This window comes from Blastopirellula retiformator (assembly GCF_007859755.1).
Classification (GTDB): Bacteria; Planctomycetota; Planctomycetia; order Pirellulales; family Pirellulaceae; genus Blastopirellula; species Blastopirellula retiformator.
Genome location: NZ_SJPF01000004.1, coordinates 622,177 through 639,642 on the forward strand (window position 1 = coordinate 622,177; position 17,466 = coordinate 639,642).

General features: G+C 59.4%; 14 protein-coding genes. 10 read left to right on the top strand and 4 right to left on the bottom strand.

Going from position 1 to position 17,466, the window contains the following annotated elements; translation table 11 throughout:
- Nucleotides 1-145 precede the first annotated feature (145 nt).
- Nucleotides 146-1,504: a RodZ family helix-turn-helix domain-containing protein gene (locus Enr8_RS18435; protein ID WP_146434289.1), complete on the bottom strand. Its 1,359-nt coding sequence runs from the start codon at nucleotides 1,502-1,504 to the stop codon at nucleotides 146-148.
- Nucleotides 1,505-1,680: 176 nt separating this feature from the next.
- Complete coding sequence (locus tag Enr8_RS25555) at nucleotides 1,681-2,622, bottom strand: hypothetical protein (RefSeq protein ID WP_186767735.1); 942 nt, start codon at nucleotides 2,620-2,622, stop codon at nucleotides 1,681-1,683.
- A gap of 342 nt (nucleotides 2,623-2,964) precedes the next feature.
- Between Enr8_RS25555 and Enr8_RS18445 the strand changes: the two genes are divergently transcribed.
- From Enr8_RS18445 to Enr8_RS18465, 5 genes are all read left to right on the top strand, one after another.
- The gene (locus Enr8_RS18445) at nucleotides 2,965-4,680 is read left to right on the top strand and encodes a MotA/TolQ/ExbB proton channel family protein (RefSeq protein WP_146434291.1); all 1,716 of its coding nucleotides are present in this window, start codon (nucleotides 2,965-2,967) and stop codon (nucleotides 4,678-4,680) included.
- Between the two features lie 2 nt (nucleotides 4,681-4,682).
- Nucleotides 4,683-5,498: a coiled-coil domain-containing protein gene (locus Enr8_RS18450; protein WP_146434293.1), complete on the top strand. Its 816-nt coding sequence runs from the start codon at nucleotides 4,683-4,685 to the stop codon at nucleotides 5,496-5,498.
- Nucleotides 5,498-6,616 (top strand): hypothetical protein, encoded by a 1,119-nt coding sequence (locus tag Enr8_RS18455; RefSeq protein WP_146434295.1) that lies wholly within the window; start codon nucleotides 5,498-5,500, stop codon nucleotides 6,614-6,616. Before Enr8_RS18450 ends, Enr8_RS18455 begins: the two co-directional genes overlap by 1 nt.
- Nucleotides 6,617-7,027: 411 nt before the next feature.
- On the top strand, nucleotides 7,028-10,807 hold the full coding sequence (amt, locus tag Enr8_RS18460) for an ammonium transporter (RefSeq protein WP_146434297.1): 3,780 nt from the start codon (nucleotides 7,028-7,030) through the stop codon (nucleotides 10,805-10,807).
- 7 nt (nucleotides 10,808-10,814) lie between these two features.
- Nucleotides 10,815-11,825 carry a response regulator gene (locus Enr8_RS18465; protein ID WP_146434300.1) on the top strand — a complete coding sequence of 337 codons (1,011 nt, stop codon included), beginning with the start codon at nucleotides 10,815-10,817 and terminating at the stop codon, nucleotides 11,823-11,825.
- 5 nt (nucleotides 11,826-11,830) lie between these two features.
- Here the strand turns inward: Enr8_RS18465 and Enr8_RS18470 are convergent, their stop codons facing one another.
- Nucleotides 11,831-12,955, bottom strand: a complete 1,125-nt coding sequence (locus Enr8_RS18470) for a GTP-binding protein (protein ID WP_146434302.1) — start codon at nucleotides 12,953-12,955, stop codon at nucleotides 11,831-11,833.
- A 43-nt stretch (nucleotides 12,956-12,998) separates the two neighbouring features.
- Nucleotides 12,999-13,856, bottom strand: coding sequence for an MIP/aquaporin family protein (locus Enr8_RS18475; protein WP_146434304.1), 858 nt, complete (start codon nucleotides 13,854-13,856; stop codon nucleotides 12,999-13,001).
- A gap of 176 nt (nucleotides 13,857-14,032) precedes the next feature.
- Between Enr8_RS18475 and Enr8_RS18480 the strand changes: the two genes are divergently transcribed.
- From Enr8_RS18480 to Enr8_RS18500, 5 genes are all read left to right on the top strand, one after another.
- A complete protein-coding gene (locus Enr8_RS18480) occupies nucleotides 14,033-14,722 on the top strand; it encodes a hypothetical protein (protein WP_186767736.1) in 690 nt (229 codons plus the stop codon).
- A gap of 90 nt (nucleotides 14,723-14,812) precedes the next feature.
- The gene (locus tag Enr8_RS18485) at nucleotides 14,813-15,466 is read left to right on the top strand and encodes a hypothetical protein (RefSeq protein ID WP_146434306.1); all 654 of its coding nucleotides are present in this window, start codon (nucleotides 14,813-14,815) and stop codon (nucleotides 15,464-15,466) included.
- A complete protein-coding gene (locus Enr8_RS18490; protein ID WP_146434308.1) occupies nucleotides 15,463-16,140 on the top strand; it encodes a hypothetical protein in 678 nt (225 codons plus the stop codon). The genes Enr8_RS18485 and Enr8_RS18490 overlap by 4 nt, the downstream gene beginning before the upstream one ends.
- Nucleotides 16,137-16,820, top strand: a complete 684-nt coding sequence (locus Enr8_RS18495) for a hypothetical protein (RefSeq protein WP_146434310.1) — start codon at nucleotides 16,137-16,139, stop codon at nucleotides 16,818-16,820. Before Enr8_RS18490 ends, Enr8_RS18495 begins: the two co-directional genes overlap by 4 nt.
- Nucleotides 16,817-17,464, top strand: coding sequence for a hypothetical protein (locus Enr8_RS18500; RefSeq protein WP_146434312.1), 648 nt, complete (start codon nucleotides 16,817-16,819; stop codon nucleotides 17,462-17,464). Before Enr8_RS18495 ends, Enr8_RS18500 begins: the two co-directional genes overlap by 4 nt.
- Nucleotides 17,465-17,466: the final 2 nt, after the last annotated feature.

Below are 17,466 nucleotides of genomic sequence, written 5' to 3' on the forward strand. Positions count from 1 at the left end.
ACGCCGACCAGCGCGGCCGCAACCAGCCAGAACGATACAGATGAAGGAAAACCGCTCTTCGCGGCTCGCAAAATAACGACTTACGTCGCTATTTTGGGATCGCATCCGTGCGATCACGCAGTCCGTCGAAAAAATCAACGGACTGCTAGTACCGACCGCGATTGTCGATCGCCGCCGCATTGGGCGTGACCGGCGTCTGGCCCGGCTTCGATTTCGCCGGCCCCAGATACTCGACAAACATCAGCCCATCGGCGCGAGCCGGGCTGCTGGGCAGGGGCAATGAGATTGGGAAAGAAGCGGCCGTTGAGACTCCCATATCGGGCTGAGCCACCACGCCGCAGCTGATCAGCAGCACCTGATCCGATGGCCAGCGGAATCGCTCGTGCAGCCGCCAGCTGACCATTTGCGGAATTTGGACCTGGATTGATTGCGAGCCGCCGGTGGCGGTCGGCACGTCGATATCGACGTTCACGAACTTCTCAATCTGGTCGACGCTGCACTTCAGCACCGCGTCAATCGTGCGGTCGTCGGGGGCAAGCAGCGGGCTCACCTCCAGCGAAAAGCCGGCTTCGATCTGATCGCTTTGCAGTTCGTAACCCGGCCAGGCGGCGGTCGCACGGACCGAACGCATGAACGTTTGCGGCTTGAGCATCGAGACCGCGCTTGATTGGCCATTGTGAATCAGCAGGTTCGCCGCTTGATGCTCTTTGTAGTCGCTCCGCTTGCGGAGGCTATCGAGCAGGATCGCCGCGTTTTCTTTGCTGAGCAGCCAGGCTTCGATCCCCGGCGTTTTCACCGAGACCGGCTGCATCATGCGGTAGGCCAGACGGCGCCAGTTCGGGCTTTTGACCGTTACCAGACGCAGCCCCAAGGTCTTTACTTCGGCCTGGCTTTCGACAAAATCTTCGACCACGTCCCGCACGATCTGTTGCATCTCGGGGGTGTGGTAGACCCGCAGGGTGTTCTTGTCGGCGTGCAGCAATCCCAACGGAGAACCAAACCAGACGTCGGTCCCCGTTTCTCGCAAGATCCAGTCGATGATCGCCTGTTCCGGCTTCGAGGTCGACGTGACCCGCAGCGTATAAGGAGTAATGTCATAGTCGCGCCAAACCTGACCTTGGTCATGCGGCAGTTCGTTCAAACCGCTGGTCACCTTCAGCAGCGAACCGGAAGCCGGCAGCGGCTCGCTACGCGTCGCGGCGCTCATCGGCGAAGCGGAATTCCCCGAGGAATAGGCGGACGCGGTTTTGATCGTTTCGCTAGGACTGCGCCAGGCCGAACTCGAGACGCCGGCCGGCTTTTCTGTCGATGTTGCAGTCGAAGGCGCCGGGGAAGTCGCCAAGGGAGCGGCGGCCGCCTTGTCGCTTTCGTTCAGCGGAGAAGGGGGGCGGACCGTTGGAATCGGGTGGGCGGTCGCCTGCGAGCTAACGCGTCCGTCGGTCTGGGCGAAGACCGGGCCGCCAATCAGTAGCAGGGTCAGCAATATCATCCATGTTCGCGTCATAGCCGTCGTCCTTGTCGGCACACAATCGAAACGCCAGCTTCGCTGCCGGCAGGGTCCGTAGTTCGGGCGGAGTATAGAAGTCGCGGGACAGACCAACAAGATCGATCAGCAGAATCTTGGCCGAATCGCTCAAGTTCGGCCGGTCAGTTGCCGACAACCTGGGCTGCTAGCAGAAGCTACAGAAGATCGTTGAGCCAATCATCGTCCGACGGCTTCGGCTTGGCGGGAGCTTCCGCCACCGGCTTCGAAGCGGGCCTAGCAGGCGCCGCAGGCTTGGGTGCAGGCTTCGGTTTCGATCCGGCGGCGACGGTCGGCTTGCTGGCCAAATCGGGGCGAACCGGTTTTCGCTGCGGCTGTGCAGAAGCAGGTTTGGGCTTCGCCTGACCAGGGAGATCCGCGTCGGGCAGATCAAAACTAAGGGGCTTGGTCGCCGCTGGCTTGCCGCCGGTCGTCGGTTTTGCGGTAGTGGCTGCTGCCGTTGCCGTTGCCGCTGGGGTCATTGGCGCCGAGGCGGGGGCCGTTTCCTTCGTTTTCCGCTCCGCGTCCTCTTTGGCCAAGATTCGCTTGCGGGTCGGGTCGTTTAGCAGCCCAATCAATTGCATGACCCGGTACCAAGCGATCCAGACGCCAATCAGCAGAGGAATGATCAACATCCCGGCCATGCCAAACCGCAGATGGGCCGCAGCCAAGGTGATGATGGTAACCACCGCCCCGGCGATGGCGGAGAAATTGAGGACGTCTTGAGGCCGCGAATTCTCGTGTAGCTGGTCGGCGAACCAACTTTCCCACTTGGTCTTCGGTTCTTCGCGGACGACCATATTGTCGTCCTTGAGATCCTCGAAATAGGCTTCCAGCTCGAGATGCCAGCCACACTGGCTGCAAAGCTTGCCGCCCGGTTTCAGCGAATTGGCGCACTTGGGACAAACGCGTCCTACATTCTGTTCTTCGAGTGGAACGGCCTCGTAATTGGCTTCGACCGGCTGGGCATAGCCCTCTTCGGGCGGCTTGATCGGCACCAGGCTGACGCACTGGGGACACCGGATTGTCTGGCCGGCAAGCTGCTCTTTGGCGCGCAACGACACGCCACAGCAGGGGCAAACGACCCGAATATCAGCCATGAAAATTCCTTCATTAGACGAACCAGATGCGATTAATTTTCACGGCTATTGCGTAGAATTGCAACAAATGAGCTGCGAGTTGCTGGAGAAACGCAATCGTGCTCGCAGATACGTAAGAAACCGGTATGTTTATTCCGTGACAGGGAATAAAAACAAGTTCAAAATCAGAATAAAGAGTATTAGGCCAGAGATGCGATAGCTTTTTCCATTTTTCACCTAACCCCCCCGTACCAGGCAGTTTGGTTGCAAAAAGTGACCAGCTAGTGCATATCAGAAGAATACCGGCCCCCTTTTCTACCCCCCGCGGAACAGACCGCAGCATTCGCTCCCTCCTGAAAATCTATGTATTTCAAATTTAAATGTCCGCAATGCGGCCAGTCGCTGAAAGTCCGCCAAGAACTCGCTGGCCAAAAACGGAACTGCCCCTACTGCAAAGCCAGCGTCCGGATCCCCAACACGACGGAAATTGATCTCGATCTGCCGCCGGTTGAATCGTCCGGTTTCCCCAGCTTCGACGAGGGTGACGCCGGCGGCGGTTTGGGCGGACTTGATCTTGGCAACCTCCAGACCGATCCGTTGTCGACCCGCAACGCTCCCAAGCAGGGCGGCGGCAAGAAAGCGGGGGCTCCCCCGACGAAACAACCAGCCAAACAGGCGGCGGCCGCCTCGAATGCATCTTCTTCGATCTCGGAAGGGGAATTCACCGATCCGAGCGATGTCGGTTTGCTGTGGCCTGGTATCTTCGGCTTCGCCACCGCCGCGGCGTTTCTGCTGCTGTTGTGGCCGTCGAAGGGAACGTACCTCGGCGACCTGTTCCTCGCCGGCGGCGTGCAGGGTGTGGCGATTCAGTATCTGTCGACGTCTCTCTTTTTCTGGGCGATGGCGATTCTCTGGCTGAAGCAACGCAAGATCCGTCGTCAGCGCGATTACTTGCTGATGGACGTGTTGCCGACCGACATCTCGCCCGAGATTCGGATCGATACGCTCGACCGCTTTGTCGAAAACATTCGCCAACTGCCGGGCGAACATGGCGAAAGCTTCCTGATCAACCGCGTGCTTCGCGGTTTGCAGCACTTCCGCGTTCGCCGCAACGCCGCCGAAACGGTGACGATGATGGCGTCGCAGTCCGAAATCGACTCGAACAACGTCGTGTCGAGCTATACCGCTTTGAAGGTGCTGATCTGGGCGATTCCGACGATGGGGTTCATCGGTACGGTGCTCGGTATTAGCTTGGCGGTCGCGTCGCTGGCCGGCGCCTTGGGGGGCAACGATCCTTCGCAGCTGATGTCCTCGTTGACGTTGATGTTCTCCGGTCTCGGCACCGCGTTTAATACGACGCTGGTCGCGCTGGTGATGAGCATGATTATCAAGTTCCCGATGTCCTCGCTGCAAAAGAGCGAAGAAGGGGTGCTGAACTGGGTCGACGAGTACTGCAACGAAAACCTGCTTCGCCGACTCAATGACGGTCGCGAACATGAAACCGTCAAACAGAACCATCCGTACGACACGACCGTCTTCCGTCGCGCCGTCGAAGAAGCGATGGCGACGCAGCAGTCGGAACTGGAAGCCTGGACCCGGAAGCTGGAACTGGTCGGCGAAACGATCACCAAGCAGACGACCGACGGCTGGAGCGAAATCCAAGCGAAGCTGCTCGACAGCCAGAAGCAAATCACTTCGGAAGTGATGGAGCAGGTGCAAGCCAAGACCGGCGAAATGCAGACGCGTCAGGAAGAAATGCGGGTCGAACTGCAAGACCAGCTGACGCAGATGCAAGAGATCGCCGCTCAGCTGCAAGCCTCGCTGACGGCGCTGACCAGCGCGGCGATTCAGACCTCGAATCAGATGAACGCCAACGTCGACGCTTCGACCGAACGGCTGGAAGCTTACTTCTCCGGCGTCGCTGAGGGCCTAACCGGCCTGAACGACGTGCTGTCGAAGCTGGGTGACGAACGGGTCGTCGTGCAACAAGTCGAAGGTCCGGCCAACGGCAGCAGCGGCGGCGGTTGGTTCGGCTTTGGCGGCGGCGGCAAGAAATCGCGTCGTAACGGGAAACGATAACCATGGCCAAACGCGCACAAGACGGGGGCGACGACGTCTCGCTCTTTCCGTTTCTTAGCGTGCTGGCTTGCGTTATCGGCACGCTTACGATGATCATCGCTGCGATCGCCGTCCAGGCGCTCGACAACGACACCGTCGACCAGGCGATGAAGTACGAAGAGAAGAAAGCGGAACTCGCCAACGCGGACGAAGAATTGGCGAAATTGAACGCCGAACTCAAAAAGAAAGAGACGGAGCTCAAGAAGACCCAGTCCGCCGAGCAAAAGGAGTTGGAAGACGCCAAAAAGCGTCTGGCCGAGTTGCTGGCGAAGCTGGAAGAAACGGAGACCAAGCTCGATCAGATTTCGCTGGATGGTCCCAAAGTCGACCTCGCCGGCCAATCGGAAACCATCAGTGAGATGGAAGAAGAGCTGAAGTCGCGGCGCGAGAAAATCGCCCAGATGGAAAAAGAAGTCGCTGATCGCAAGCTGCCTCCCAAGGAATCGGAAGTTTCGATTCTGCCCGGCGGCTCTGGCGTCGGATTTGATCCGTCGTTCGTCGAATGCGACGACGGACGCATCGTCATCCATGATGGCGCCAAGACGACGCCGGTCCGCACCAACGAAATGAACACCAATCCGACGTTCATTAAACTGGTCGAAGAAGTAAAGGCGAATCCGAAAGGCCAGATCGTTTTTCTGATTCGCAACGACGGCTTGTCGACGTATCGCTCGGCGCGATCGCTCGTTAGCTCCAAGGGAGTCAAAAATGGCAAGTTGCCGGTCGTAGGCGACGGACGAATCGATTTGAGTTATTTCAAAAAGAAGAAACCGGAATAATGGCCCGACGAAAATCAAACGACGACGAAGACGGCGGAATGGACTCGCTGCTCGACACGATGTTTAACGTGGTCGGCATTTTGCTGATCGTGTTGGTCGTCGTGCAGTTGGGCGTTCGTCAGGCGGTCGAGCGGATCGCCTCGACGGTGGCGGTCGACCCTGCGGCGCTCGAAGCGATGATCAAAAAGCTGGAAGAGACCCACAAAGAAAAGCTGGCGGTAAAGACGTCGCTCGACGATTTGGATCCGGACGAGTCGAAGCTGGAAGAGTTGCTCAAGCGGCTCCGCTCGGAATCGGTCGCCAAAGAAGCGACGCTGGTCGGCAAAGAGGGCCAGCTGAAAAAGGCGCTCGTCGCCAAAAAAGAACAAGACGAGATGATGAAGAAGGCGGGCGAGAACGAGAAATCCCGCGAGAAGTTATCGACCGACTTGAACTCGAGCCTGGAGAAGATCGCCAGCCTGGAAGCGATTCTGGCCGATTCCAAGCCGCGCTCCCAATTGCCCCCCAAGATCGTCAATATGCCCGATCCGCGCCCCGCGCCCGACGGCATCAAGGAGGCGCTCCTCCTGTGCATTGGCAACAAGGTCTATCCGCTCAATCCGACCGAACTTCGTGATGACGCCAAAAAACGCTCGGAGTATCAGCTGCAGCGCGGCGTCAAAAAGTACGTGAAGGATCCGGCCCAAGGGGTCGAAGCGGAGAAGTTTGTTGAGGACTTCAATCAGCGCGTCTTGCAGGACGACTACTTCAAAGCCAAAATGTACGCTTCCGGACGGTCCCCCCGCCTGCGGCTAGAGCCGCGAGAAAGCGAAGGCTTCACGATCGCCGAGATCGAAAACCCGCGCTCCCGGTTTCAGAAGCTGCTGCGGATGACCAATCCAGAGAAGTACTACTTCAAGTTTATCGTGCTCCCCGATAGCTACGAGGCGTACCTGGCCGTCCGCGCCGTCGCCGACAAGGCCGGCTATTTGGCCGGCTGGGATCCTCAGCCCGATACGTGGCGGTACACGACCTGGATCGGCGGCAAAGTGAAGTTCGGCCCCGAGCCGAAGGTCGATCCGAACGCTCCGAAACCAACGCCCAAACCGCCGGCGCCCAAGGCGAACGTGCTCGACTAGCTGCCTGTTGAACAATGCCCTCGTGGCATTTTCCAACCTCGCCAGGCTCAGAGCATAGCTCCTCGCGGCTCCCAAAAGCTCGGTCAACGCTGACCGAGCTTTTTTCTTGCACGCAACTCTTGCGAATGCGGTAAGTACGTCCCGGTTGTATCGATCGCGCGGTCCAAAGTGCCGCCGTTCCGGCGTCCGATCCCCATGGAGCCTACTTTCGCCAGAAAAAAGTGAAATTGATTTCCTATTCATGACCTACTCTTTGGGAGTTCAGAGTTCACCCATTAGAGAGTGCCAAATTCTGAACGTGCTGCATTCCCACAACACTGCCCCAATCTAAACGTGGATCGACGACCGCATCTTGGCGGAAGGCGTGCGTCGACCAGCCCCACCGGTACAACGTAATTTCCGAGTCGCCCCATGTCCGCTACCGCTGAATCCCTCGACATCACCTGGATTCTGATCTGTTCCGCATTGGTAATGCTAATGCAGGGCGGTTTCTGCCTGCTGGAAAGTGGGATGGCGCGGGCGAAGAACAGCTTTAACGTCGCCCTGAAAAACCTGATCGACTTTTGCGTTTCCAGCGTCGTGTTTTGGACGTTCGGTTTCGCGCTGATGTTTGGCGTCAGCTACTACGGCCTGTTCGGCACGACCAATTTCTTCCTGGAAGGGGACGCTTCTCCCTGGTTGATGGCGTTCCTGCTGTTTCAGCTGATGTTCTGCGGCGCCGCGACGACGATTATCGCGGGCGCCGTGGCCGAGCGGATTCGCTTTCAGGGATATCTGATCATCAGCGTGTTCGTCTCGGCGATCATCTACCCGCTGTTTGGCCACTGGGCCTGGGGTGGCGCGATCGAAGGGACGCCGACCGGCTGGCTGGCGCAACTCGGCTTCATCGACTTCGCCGGCTCGACCGTCGTCCACTCGGTCGGCGGCTGGGTCGCCCTGGCGGCGGTCTTGGTGATCGGACCGCGCCTAGGCCGCTTCGACGGCAACGAAGAAAAACCGATCTCGGGCCACAACCTGACCCTGGCGACCTTCGGAGCGCTCGTCCTGTGGTTCGGCTGGTTCGGCTTCAACGGCGGCAGCACGCTCGCCATGAACGGATCGGTTCCCAAAATTCTGGTGAACACCAATCTCGCCGGCGCCATGGGCGCTCTGGCGGCGCTCGTCCTTTCCCAATGGGTTAGCAAGCGTCCCGACGTTGGTCAGGTGATGAACGGCGCTATCGCGGGGCTGGTCGGCGTGACCGCTTCGTGCCATATCTTGGCGCCGTGGGCCGCGGCGGTGGTTGGCGCCGGATCGGGCCTGGTCTGTAGCGGCGTCAGCTACTTGCTGCCGAAGTTGAAGATCGACGACGTAATCGGCGCGGTGCCGGCGCATGCCTGTGCCGGCTGTTTCGGCACGGTAGCGCTGGCGCTATTGGCCGATCCGGTCCACTTTGGCGAAGGCGTCACCCGTTGGCAACAACTTGGTATCCAACTGGTGGGCGTGACGACCTGCTTTGCCTGGTCGTTTGGCGGCGGCTTTATCGTCATCACGATCGCCAACCGGATCGCTCCGCTCCGCGTCTCTCGCGAACAAGAGCTTGACGGCCTGAACATCTCGGAGCATGGCGCCAGCACCGAACTGATCGACCTGCTGACCGACATGCAGCGGCATCGCAGTCTGGGCGACTTCTCGGAGGACGTCCACGTCGAGCCGCATACAGAGGTGGGTCAGATCGCCGCCGAGTACAACCGCGTGCTCGCCAAAGTGAACAGCGAGATGGCCCAGCGTGGCGAGGCCCAACGCCGCTTCCGCGAGATCTTTGAGAACGCCGTCGAAGGGATTTATCAAACGACGCCGGAAGGGTTCTTCATCACCGCTAATCCGGCGCTGGCGCGGTTGCTCGGCTATTACGATCTGGCGTCGCTGCGCGACGAGATCCAGGACGTTGCGATCGACGTCTATGTGGACCGCAATCGCCGTCAGAACTTTATCGACGAAATCGAACAGAACGGCGTCGTCTTCGGCTTCGAGTCGGAAATTCGCCGCGCCAACGGAACAATCGCCTGGATTTCGGAAAACGCCTCGGCCCGCCGCAATCACAACGGCGACGTCCTTTACTACGAAGGAACGGTCGAAGACATCACGCAGCGCCGGAAGGCGGCGCAGCTGGCCGACGAAATCAAAGCGGCCGAAGCGGCCAACGAAGCGAAGAGCACCTTCCTGGCCAGCATGAGCCACGAGATCCGCACGCCGCTCAATGGCGTGATCGGGTTCCTCGATCTGCTGCACACCACGCGGATGGACGATCAGCAACAGCGTTTCGTCGAACTCGCCAAGTCCTCGGCCGGATCGCTGTTGCACCTGATCAACGACATCCTCGACCTCTCGAAAATCGAAGCCGGCGGGATCGAACTCGAACAGACCGAGTTCGTCCTGACCGACCTGATCGAGTCGGTTCCCGAGATGTTCGCGCCGCAGTGCCGGATGACCGGGCTCGAGCTGAACAGCAGCATCGCCTCCGACGTTCCCCAGGCGGCGATCGGCGACTGCGAACGGATTCGCCAGGTGTTGGTCAACCTGTTTTCCAACGCGGTGAAGTTTACCGAAACCGGCGGCGTCTACCTGCGGGTTGAGCGTGAACGTTCGGTCCCGACCAGTTCCGACGCCGTCGCCCGCATTCGCTTCTCGGTCGAAGATACCGGCATCGGCGTGCCTCGCGCCAAGATGCAGCGGCTGTTCAAAGCGTTTTCGCAAGTCGACGCTTCCACAACGCGGCGATACGGCGGCACCGGGCTCGGCTTGGCGATCTGCAAACAGTTGGTCGAGTTGATGGGGGGCGAAATCGGCGTCGAGAGCGAAGTCGGCAAGGGCTCGACCTTCTGGTTCACGCTGCCGCTCGAAGCGATCGAACGTTCGACCTGCAATCAAATCCCCAACATTCAAGGTCTGCGGGTGTTGGCGGTCGACGACAACCACATGAACCTGCAGGTGATCAACGAACAGCTGCAATCGTGGGGCGTCGATGTGGCGACGGCCGGCAACGGCCGACGCGCTTTGGCCTTGCTGGAAGATGCGGCGAACCGAAACGTGCCGTTCCAGCTGGCGATCCTCGATCACCTGATGCCGGAACTGGATGGATTGCGTCTGGCCCATTTGATACACGACCACGACAAGCTGCAGTCGACGCGGCTGCTAATGCTCACATCGTACCAACAAACGATCCCGCCGGCCGAACTGAAACAGCTGGAGATGCTCTGCCTGCCCAAACCGGTTCGTCAGACGCGGCTGCTCGACGCGCTGGTCGCAATGACGGGCCAGCGTTCGCCCAGGCTGTTGTCCGGCGAAGGCGAAACCGAAGCGACGACCGAGCCCCGGGCTCCGCTGGATGACAAGATCCTGGTCGTCGACGACAACGAGATCAACCGCATCGTCGCCAAAGAGATTCTGCAGTCGGAAGGCTTTGACGTCGCGCTGGCCGAGAACGGCCGTCAGGCGGTCGACAAGATCTTGGAAGGCGCCTTCGACCTGGTCCTGATGGACTGCGAAATGCCCGAGATGGACGGTTTCGCCGCGACCAAAACGATTCGCCAGCGAGCCGCCGCCGACCGCACCGATTTGAAAAACCTGCCGATCGTTGCGTTGACCGCTCAAGCGGTTCGCGGCGACAAAGAGCGCTGCCTGGCCGCCGGCATGGATGGCTATGTGATGAAACCGGTCAACCGCGGCGAATTGATCAGCACGATCGTCGATTGCCTGGCGCCGGCGGACGAGGAAGAATCGTTCTCAATCGAAGCGCCATACGACTTTGGCGTGGCCGATCTGCACGAGGAGGTGACGCTCGATGTCGACGACTCCGACGGCTCGATCGACCGTGACGACCTGCTGGCCCGCTGCGGCGACAACGACGACCTAGCCCGGATGATCCTGACGAAATTCAAAGATCGTTCGTCGCAAGACGCGGCGACGCTGGGTCAACATGTCGCCTCGAAAAATGCCGAGATGGTCGCCCAGTTGGCTCATTCGCTGAAGGGGATGGCGGCCAACATTTCGGCCAAGGAAGTCGCCTCCGCCGCCGCCTTGCTGGAGCAAGCGGCCAAAGCCAGCGAAACCGAAACGTTCGCCGACCATTACGCTGGCGTCGTCGCCCGGTTAGAAACTTGCGAAGTCGCCATCGAACGTCTCCTTGCCGGGAACGAAGGGTGGGAATGAACCAACGATGAACGCCTTGGAACATGCTACGAACATCTTGATTGTTGATGATGACGAGATCTCGCTCGACTTGCTGCGGCATGCGCTGGAAGCTCAGAACTTCTGCGTCTGGTCGGCCAGCAACGGGGCGGAAGCGCTTGGCGCGCTTGAAGCGGAAAACATCAATCTTGTCGTCACCGACTGGGAAATGCCGGTCCTCGACGGCTTGGAGTTCTGTCGTGAAGTCCGCCGTCGTCAGTCCGATCACTACGTTTATGTGATCTTGCTGACCAGCCATGGCGCCCGCGACGAAATCGTCGAAGGCATGGCGGCCGGCGCCGACGACTTCATCGTCAAGCCTTTCAATCCGCCGGAACTGCTGGCCCGCATTCAAGCCGGCCGACGGGTGCTGGCGCTCGAAACCCGCGACCTGGTGATCTTCGCTCTGGCGCGGCTTGCCGAATCGCGCGACACCGACACCGGCCTACACCTCGAACGCGTCCGCATGTACGCCCGTCGTCTGGCCGAAGAACTCGCCGCTTCGTCTGCATTCACCGATGAAATCGACGCCGAGTTCATTCGTCTGGTTTATCAAACCTGCCCGCTGCATGACATTGGCAAGGTCGGCGTACCCGACGCCGTCTTGCTGAAACCCGGCAAGCTAACCGACGAAGAGTTCGAGATCATGAAGCGGCATACGATCATCGGCGCCGAGACGCTGGATGCCGCGCTCAACCAATTTCCCAATGCCCGTTTTCTGCAGGTCGCCCGCGATATTGCGATCGGTCACCACGAGCGTTGGAACGGTCGCGGCTATCCTTACGGGATCGCCGGCAATCAGATTCCGCTGGCTGCCCGGATCGTTGCCGTCGCCGACGTCTATGACGCGTTGACGACGTCGCGGGTCTACAAAGACGCCATGCCGCACGACCAGGCAAGAGCGATGATCGTCGCCGCGTTCCAGCGATGTTGCCCCGAGTTTGTGCGGATTTCGCAGCGCTACGCCAACGAGAACGAACCGGCGGCCTGCGGCGTTTAAGCTCGCTATTTGGCGTCGGACAACCGATGCGTCGGCACGGGACGACCTGGGCGAAAGTACTGCGTCTGCTGCCGGTCAACCTGAACGCCGAGCGATTTCGCCGCCGCGTCGATCGCCTCATCGACCTGCTGACGCAATACCTCCGGCGCGATGCCGACACGGGCATTGACCACCACGTCCGCTTCCTTTGCCTGGCAGTTAGACGGCAGCGACAGAACCGGCGCCGTGTCGCTGCTGATCAAGTTGGCGACTCCATAAAAACCTTCCCACAGGCCGATCGCTTTCAAGTGGGCGGTTTCGGCGGCGGAGTTGGCGAGCGACTGCTGCAAGCTGCCCATGATCGTCATCAGAAAGGCGTCCAGATCAAACGCTTCGCTGGAAGTCGCCTTCAAGCTGCTGTTGAGCCAGCCCAGCTCCGCTTCTCCTTCGGCGTAAAGATCGTAATCGATCTCCAGGATCTTCTTACCAAAGTCGCCCCGCTGATCGATCAGCTCGACCAGTGCGTCAAAGCCGGCGCCCGTCTTGGCCGAGGTACGCAGAATCGGCGTGCCAGGGAACTCGGCGGTGATCAATTGGGCGAGCGTCTCGACCTTTTGCGGATCGAGCTCGTCAATGCGATTGATAATCACAAAGTCAGCCTCTTCCAGCTGCTTTTTGAAGATGTAGGCCGCCTTGGGCGAGAAGCCGCCGTTGTCGTCTCCCTGCAAGATCCGCAAACCATGCGATGGCTTCAAAATCACGCCATACGGGGCGACGTCAAACTGGGCGTCAAACATCTGCACCAGCGGCTGCACGACCGTCGCCACCAAGTCCGTGCAGCTGCCGACCGGCTCGGCGATGACGACGTCGGGTCGATCTTTCGCCGCCAGTTTGTCGACCGTGCCGGTCAACTCGTTAAAGTTGCAGCAGAAGCAGGCGCCCGCCACTTCGCCGACCCGAAAGCCTTGCGAACGCAGCAGCTGCGTATCGACCAGGTCGGTCGCTTGATCGTTGGTGACGATGCCAACGTTCAGACCTTGCTCACGATAGTACTGCGCCAAACGGCCGATCGTGGTCGTTTTGCCGGCGCCCAAAAAGCCGCCGATCATGACGAAACGAATCAGATTTTTCTCGTTGGCGGTAGACGGCATGCAGGCACTCCGAGGGAAAATATCAGCTTCGAATGATCTTGAATTATTCAGGCGACGCGGTCGGTTCGATCACGTACGGCAGCAACAATTTCTGGAACAGCCCGCAACCGACAATCGAGCCGACGATCGGTGCGATGATGTAGACGGTGACGATGCCGATTCCGTTCGGACCAGGTATCGCGGCGCTGCCCCAGCCGGCGAAATAGGCGAACAGCCGCGGCCCAAAATCGCGGGCCGGATTAAAGCAGGCCTGCGTCAGCGGCGCAATCACGCAGATCAGCGCAGCGACGCAGATGCCGATAAAGACGGGCGCCAAGTTCTTGGGGCCGGCCAGATGTTCTTTCTCGGTCGTGGCCAACACCACAATCGCCAGGATGGCTGTTCCCAGCATCTCGGCGACAAACGCCATCGGCCCGTTGAAGCTGGCCTGCCAGGCGGCCAGTTCGTCGTCGGTGACCGCTTCGGTTCCCAGTTTGCCGGGGTTCGGGTAGTACTCTCCAAAACACATCGCCGTCACGATGCTGGCCGGTTCGCCGCGGACAATCCCGCGCTCCGCTTCGACCAGGCCGAAGTAGGAAGCGTTGATGGCGAATAACACCGCCGCAGCGAGAAAAGCGCCAACTACTTGCGACGTCACGTAAGGCGCAACGCGGCCGAGGGGAAACAGCCCCCAACTGGCCAATCCGATTGTGATCGCCGGATTGATATGGGCGCCGCTAATCGCGCCGACCGCGTAGATCGCCAGCATGATCGAGACGCCCCAGACCATGCCGACCTGCCACAGGCCTGACATGTCGCCATGCAACACAGCCGTCTGCACGGCGCCCAGGCCGAAGAAAATCAGCAAGAACGTGCCGATCACCTCCGCAACACAGCAAATCCACAAGGGGCGGGCAGTCATCAATTGACCTTTAACGTTTCGCCGCAGCAGGGTAGGGTAGGGCCGATTTTCGCCACTCCCGTGCGAGCCGCTTCTGCGAAAGAACGCGCCGGGGGAGGGAACATTCAAACCATCATTTGAATCAAATTCGGGCCGATTGCAAGAACGGCTTTCAATTTCCGCCCGCAGGACGCCCCGTGGAAACGTCGCTACACCGCCAACTGAAACACCTGTACGCCGGCGAAGATGCCGCGACCGAGGTGCAGTTTGGCCGTTACCGGATCGACGCCGTCGTCGGCGAAGAACTGGTCGAAGTGCAGTGTGCGTCCCTCTCGGCGATTGGCCCCAAGATCAAAGCCCTGGTCAAACAGCGGCCGGTTCGCGTGGTGAAACCGCTGATCGCCCGCAAGCGGATCGTCCGCCGCAAAAAAAGTGGCGGCGAGATCATCAGCAACCGCCTGAGCCCCAAGAAGGGGACCTGGCTCGATTTGTTTGACGACTTGGTCTACTTCACCAAGGTCTTTCCGCACGACAACCTGACGCTGGAAGTGCCGCTGGTTCATATCGAAGAGCACCGCGTTCCCGGGCATGGCAAACGCCGCCGCTGGCGCCAAAACGATCACACGGTGGAAGACATCCAGCTGATCGAAGTGCTCGAAACCCGCCGCATCACCACAGCCGACCAATTGTGGAAGTTTGTCCCCGGCAAACTGCCGAAAGAGTTCGACACCAGCGACTTGGCCCGCGTCGTCGGTTGCCAACGTTGGATCGCCCAGCGAATCGCCTACTGCCTGCGCGAAACAGGCGCCGCCGAGCCGGTCGGCAAACGAGGCAACGCGGTCACCTACGCCAAGGCGAAAAAGCGGAAAAAAGCGAAAGCTGCGTAGCCTGATTTCTTTTTGCCGGCAAGATTTTCCTTCGCCCCACGAATCGACTAAGATCGGGCAACCTCTCTCCTTGGTCTTCCGCTAGTCGCCATGTTGATCTTTCAGCGCATCCTCAAACTCTCACTGACTCTGGCCTTTGTCGTCGGCGTCGTCATGTTCGCCCTGGCGAAGCGTGAGCAAGCGCCGATCAAGGCCGAGTACGATCGACTACGCGCCAAGTTTGGCGAGCTGCCCAACGTTTCGCCTGATCGGTTTCAAATTCTCAGCTTTCAGAGCGAAGAGCCGGGCCACTTGGTGTGGCGATTTCGGCCCCCCGATAACGTGCCGATAAAGTTCAACAGCGAGATTTCGTTCGGCGGCGGATCGTGCCGCGGCGGCACAACCTCCTACGGCGCCAAACGGACGGAAGGACTCATTCGTTTTCGCATCGACTTTGACAATCCACGCATGGTTTGTTTCCTCAAGTACCCGCATGGCCACATGACCTGTGGATCCAGCGATGCCGAAGCGGCCGAGGCGTATCGCCAGCACTGGGACGAACTGACGATCGAGACGGTATCGTCGACGACGCCGGAGTCGTATTCGCAAGACGAGATCATCGACCTGGTTCGCATCACGGCGCCCGAGAAATTCGCAGACGGCACGTCCGTTCGAAGCGGCGAGAACGGCCTCTGCCTACTGGTGCGAATCGGCACGCCGACGGCGTTCGATGCAGAAAAGGCGAAAGCCCAGGAGCAGCAATGACGCCGGACGACGAGTTTGCCGTCGAGTCGAAGTCGCCCGCTGCCGGGCGCGGTTCGCTGCTGCGATTCAACCTGTTCACGCTGCTGTTGGCGATGGCGGTTTTCGCCGTCTGGATGGCCTGGTATCTGACGCTGCAAGAGACCGCCCGGATGCAGGCGAGCTTATCTGGCTTACGAAATCTGGCGCGAGAACTCCGAATCAACTCGCCCGACTGGTACGCCGCCGTCCAGCATCATGAACTGACCGACGACGACTTCCGCTGGCGCGTCTATCTTCCGCCAGACAACAAGTACCAACTTTGCGTCGCCACCCAGAACGTTGATCAGGCTTACGATCTCAAACGCCCGAAACCGGAAGCGTCGATGATCGCGCCGATCGCCCCCGGCGAACACGAACTGATGCTCACCTACGAGAAAGAAGAGGACGAGTGGACGATCGCGGTGACCGTCGACGGACAGATTATCCTTGAGGAGAAACAACCGGCCGACTGGAACCTGGGACGCGGCTCTTCTGGTGGGAGCCTGGTGCAAAAGAACCGCCATTTCACCACCGACGAGCCACTCAAGTTGTTCGACCGCGTTTTCTTCGTGCCTCTGCCCAACAAGCCAAACTCAGCCAGCTCCAAAGACTCCAATACCGGCCTGCGGCTGTGGGTGGAGAAGCTCAAAAAATGAGCCGCGAGAAATGGTGGAACCTAACGCCGCTGCAGATCGTTCATTGGCTGCTGCTGTTGGTCACGATGTGGGGGTTGTTTGGGGTCTGGGAGACGCAACACGCCCTTCGCAACTTGACGGCTGAAAGAAATCGTCTGGCGGAGATCTATGGCGACCTTCGCGCGGCCGACGCCGATAACTTTCAAATCACGAAACTTCCGTCCGCAGAACCTCGAGAATTTCGTTGGCGATTCGACCAACCGCCAGGCAAAGTCGCGCAGATCCGAACCTCAATCCACGGTTTGGATGGACGGTGGTCGACACAGCAATCGTCTTATTCGTCGTCGCATCCTTTAGGGTTCCATCGCATCAAGTACCTCGAAGCCGGAAATGACGCATTCCTGTTTGTCACTAATTTGCAAGGGACGCGACATTGGGAGATTTCCGATTCTATCGTGGGAGAGCTGCTCCGTGATCATTGGGACGAACTCGACATCCAAGTCGGCGGTAGTCCGACGTCAGTGGAGTTCAACGACGACCAAGTGGTAGCAATGATCCAGATCACGGCGCCCCTTTCGCTATTACGCGAAATGAACGCCGAGGGCTATGAGTCCGACTTCCAATTCTTCTCCATTCAACTGGGAACCGATCTAGCGTTCGAGAAACTGGAGACCACAAGTTCGCAACCAGGGGTGCCATGAATTTCGAGGAAGAACCAACCGCGACGCCGCGCGACTACCGACCGGGGCAGTTTAGTCTCTGGACGCTGCTATTGCTCTCGACCGCCATTGGGACCTTGGCTGCCGCATTTCAGTTGCCGCAACAGTGCTACGAAGTCGATCAACAACGGAAGCAGCTAGAGCAATTGGAGAGTGCGAGCCTAAGCGAGCCCTGGAAAATGATCAACTGTCAACGGCGATATCCAGGCAGCGTTCCCAGCGACGACTGGCTCATCTATCTACCTCCCGATCACCAATTCCAAATCGCCTGTTCAACCCTCCGTAGCGACAGCGAAACAGGTTTGCCTACTTCCGTCGCTCCGCTAACGCCCGGAGAGCACGTCGTCGCCATTCGCTACGCCATCGCTGATGACCAGTGGCTCGTGCAGACGCGGGTCGATGACCAGGCTATCTTAGAAGAGCGACTTCCTCGATCCTGGAATCCGCAACTCGGCGAGTACTCTCCCACGCGACAGATAGCTGGAATCAAAGCGTATCCCAATCAACCCTATCTCCTGCTACATAACGAAATCTTCTATACGCCCGACCCCGGCATCGGCGGCGGTAAAAGCTCACGCAATTCGCAGACGGGGCTGCGGGTTTGGATAGAGAAGCGGGAGCCGTAAGA